Raw genomic sequence first — 2,424 nt, 5'->3', positions numbered from 1 at the left:
CTGCTGTTCATGATCCCCGGCGTCGGCGAGACATTGYGCGTCAACGGCCGCGCCCGCATCAGCGTCGACCCGGCGCTGCTGCAGCGCCTCGCGATGGACGGCACGCCGCCGAAGTGCGTGATCGTCGTGCACATCGAGACCGTGCTGTTCCAGTGCGCCCGCGCGCTGCAGCGCTCGAAGCTGTGGGCGCCACCCGCGGAGGACGTGCGCAGCGCGGTGCCGTCAGCCGGCGCGATGCTGGCCGCGCTCACCGATGCGGCGATCGACGGCGAAGCCTACGACCGCGACCTGCCCGAGCGGCAGCGCACGACCCTGTATTGACGAAGTCCATCCGCACGGCACACCGGAGCACACCATGGCCTCGATCCGCAATGAAATCCAGATCAACGTCCCGGCCCGCGAGCTGTGGGATGCAGTGCGCGACATCGGCGCGCTGCACACCCGGCTGGTCCCCGGCTTCGTCACCGACTGCCGGCTCGAGGACGGGGGCGGCGCCCGCATCGTGACCTTCGCCAACGGCGCGGTGGCGCGCGAGCTGATCGTCACCCTCGACGACGGCACGCGCCGGCTGGTGTGGAGTGCCGTCGGCGGCCGGCTCAYGCACCACAATGCCTCGGTCCAGGTGTTCGAGGACGGCGCCGACCGCTGCCGCCTCGTGTGGATCGCCGACCTGCTGCCCGACGCGATGGCCCCCGCGATCGCCGCGATGATCGGGCAGGGCCTGCAGGCGATGAAGAAGGCGCTGGAATCCGCCGCGGCCGCGGGCCACAATGCGCCCCTGCACGACCCGCCCGCCTGAAAGGAAGACCACGATGACCTTCGACCACATCGGCTTCAACGTCAGCGACTTCACCGCGATGCGCAGCTTCCTCGTCACCGCACTGGAACCGCTGGGCATCGGCATCACGAAGGAGGCCGAGGGCTGGGCGATGGTCGGCCGCGAGGGCAAGGGGCAGTTCTGGTTCGGCTCGTTCGGCGCCCCGCCGGGGCCGATCCACATCGCCTTCGCGGCGCAGGACCGCGAACAGGTGCGCCGCTTCCACGCCGCCGCGCTGGCCGCGGGCGCGAAGGACAACGGCGCCCCCGGCCTGCGGCCGCACTACCACCCGAACTACTACGGCGCGTTCGTGATCGGCCCGGACGGGCACAACTTCGAGGCCGTCTGCCACAGCCCGCAGGCGTAGCGCCTCGCGCGGCCGCGGCTCAGGCGACGAACCTGCAATTCGACGCCGGCGTGCGCGTGTCCATGTTGCGGCCGCGGTTCAGGTGGTCGTCGATCTCGGCGGCGCAGCCCAGCATGCGCGGGATCAGGAAGATCGTGAACGCCGCCGTCTCCAGATCGCGCTCGGCCAGCTCGCCGCGCCGCAGCCGCTTCCACAGCATCTTCAGCAGAAGCGACGCGATCACCGCATCGATGTTGACGCAGTAGACGTTGCGCGACACGCCGGCGTCGAACAGCGCCTGCACCAGCGCGCGGTAGTAGGCGTGGAACACGTTGTGCTCGCCGCGCTGCTCGAACAGCTGCGCGATGAAGACCTCGCGCGGGTCGTGGTTGACCGGTTTGTCCTTGAAGACCGGGTGGTTCACGCCCGGCAGTTTCGCGATGTCGGTGCTGCCGATGCTGCGGCGCTCGGCCTTGTAGCTCGCATAGCGCTGCGCGGTGCGCCACGCGAGCGCCGCCAGGTCGATGCCATGCTCCGGATCGGCCGGGTCGGCCAGCCGGGTGTCGCGGAACTGCTCGTTCAGGAACGCGATGCCCTCGTAGCCGTTGCCGCCATGCGTGTAGCCGGTGTGCGTCAGGAAGCCCATCAGCGCCTTGTTCAGCTGCACGCGCTGAGCGGCCTCCGGCCCGTCGGCCGACACCGCGCCCTTCGCCCCCTGGGCCGAGATCGCCCCCGGCCCGTTCGTCAGCAACAGCCCGAACAGCGTCTGGCAGACGAACAGGTCCTCGTCGACCGGCGGCAGCCCGATCAACGCGGCGAACGCGATCTCGGTCAGCGAGCGGCGGCCCAGCAGCTGCGCATCGTCGAAGCCGCAGAACTGCCCGGCCTGGTGGCGCGTGTCCGGCGCCGAGGCGCCGATCAGCGTGCCGAACAAGGCCATCCACCACGGCAGGCTCTCGGCCGTGAGGCGCGACACGCGCTTGGCCATCAGCGGCGTCCAGGCGAGCGTCGTCGTCGCAGCCGCGAGCACGGCATCGGCCGTCGGATGGCCCGGCAGCGCACGCAGCCAGCGCAGCAGCGCGGATTTCGCGCCGCGCGCATCGAGCGCGGCCAGCAGCGCCTGCGCGCGCGCATCCGGCGTGCCGGTGACGAGCCCTTCGCAGCCGAGGATGTCGACCTTGCCGAGGTCGAAACGCTCGTCCAGCGGATCCTTCAGGCCGGCGGCGGCGAAGCGGTCGATCAGCAGCCGGGCGGCCTCGCG

Annotated in this window: 4 protein-coding genes; 3 read left to right on the top strand and 1 reads right to left on the bottom strand. The window is 71.1% G+C overall.

The window, feature by feature from the left end:
- The 3 genes from AC1D01_RS30330 to AC1D01_RS30320 form a co-directional block, all read left to right on the top strand.
- On the top strand, positions 1–321 hold a 321-nt coding region (locus AC1D01_RS30330; RefSeq protein WP_477873046.1), incomplete at its 5' end, for a PNPOx family protein.
- 34 nt (positions 322–355) lie between these two features.
- The gene (locus tag AC1D01_RS30325) at positions 356–799 is read left to right on the top strand and encodes an SRPBCC family protein (RefSeq protein ID WP_477873044.1); all 444 of its coding nucleotides are present in this window, start codon (positions 356–358) and stop codon (positions 797–799) included.
- A gap of 13 nt (positions 800–812) precedes the next feature.
- Positions 813–1,184, top strand: coding sequence for a VOC family protein (locus AC1D01_RS30320; protein WP_477873042.1), 372 nt, complete (start codon positions 813–815; stop codon positions 1,182–1,184).
- Between the two features lie 19 nt (positions 1,185–1,203).
- On the opposite strand, the gene AC1D01_RS30315 is transcribed toward AC1D01_RS30320, so the two are convergent.
- The coding region (locus AC1D01_RS30315) for a citrate synthase family protein (RefSeq protein WP_477873040.1) at positions 1,204–2,424 on the bottom strand (1,221 nt) is incomplete at its 5' end.

Source organism: Rhizobacter sp. P3_B12 (assembly GCF_056402895.1).
This window is presented reverse-complemented; position numbering and strand designations above follow the sequence as displayed.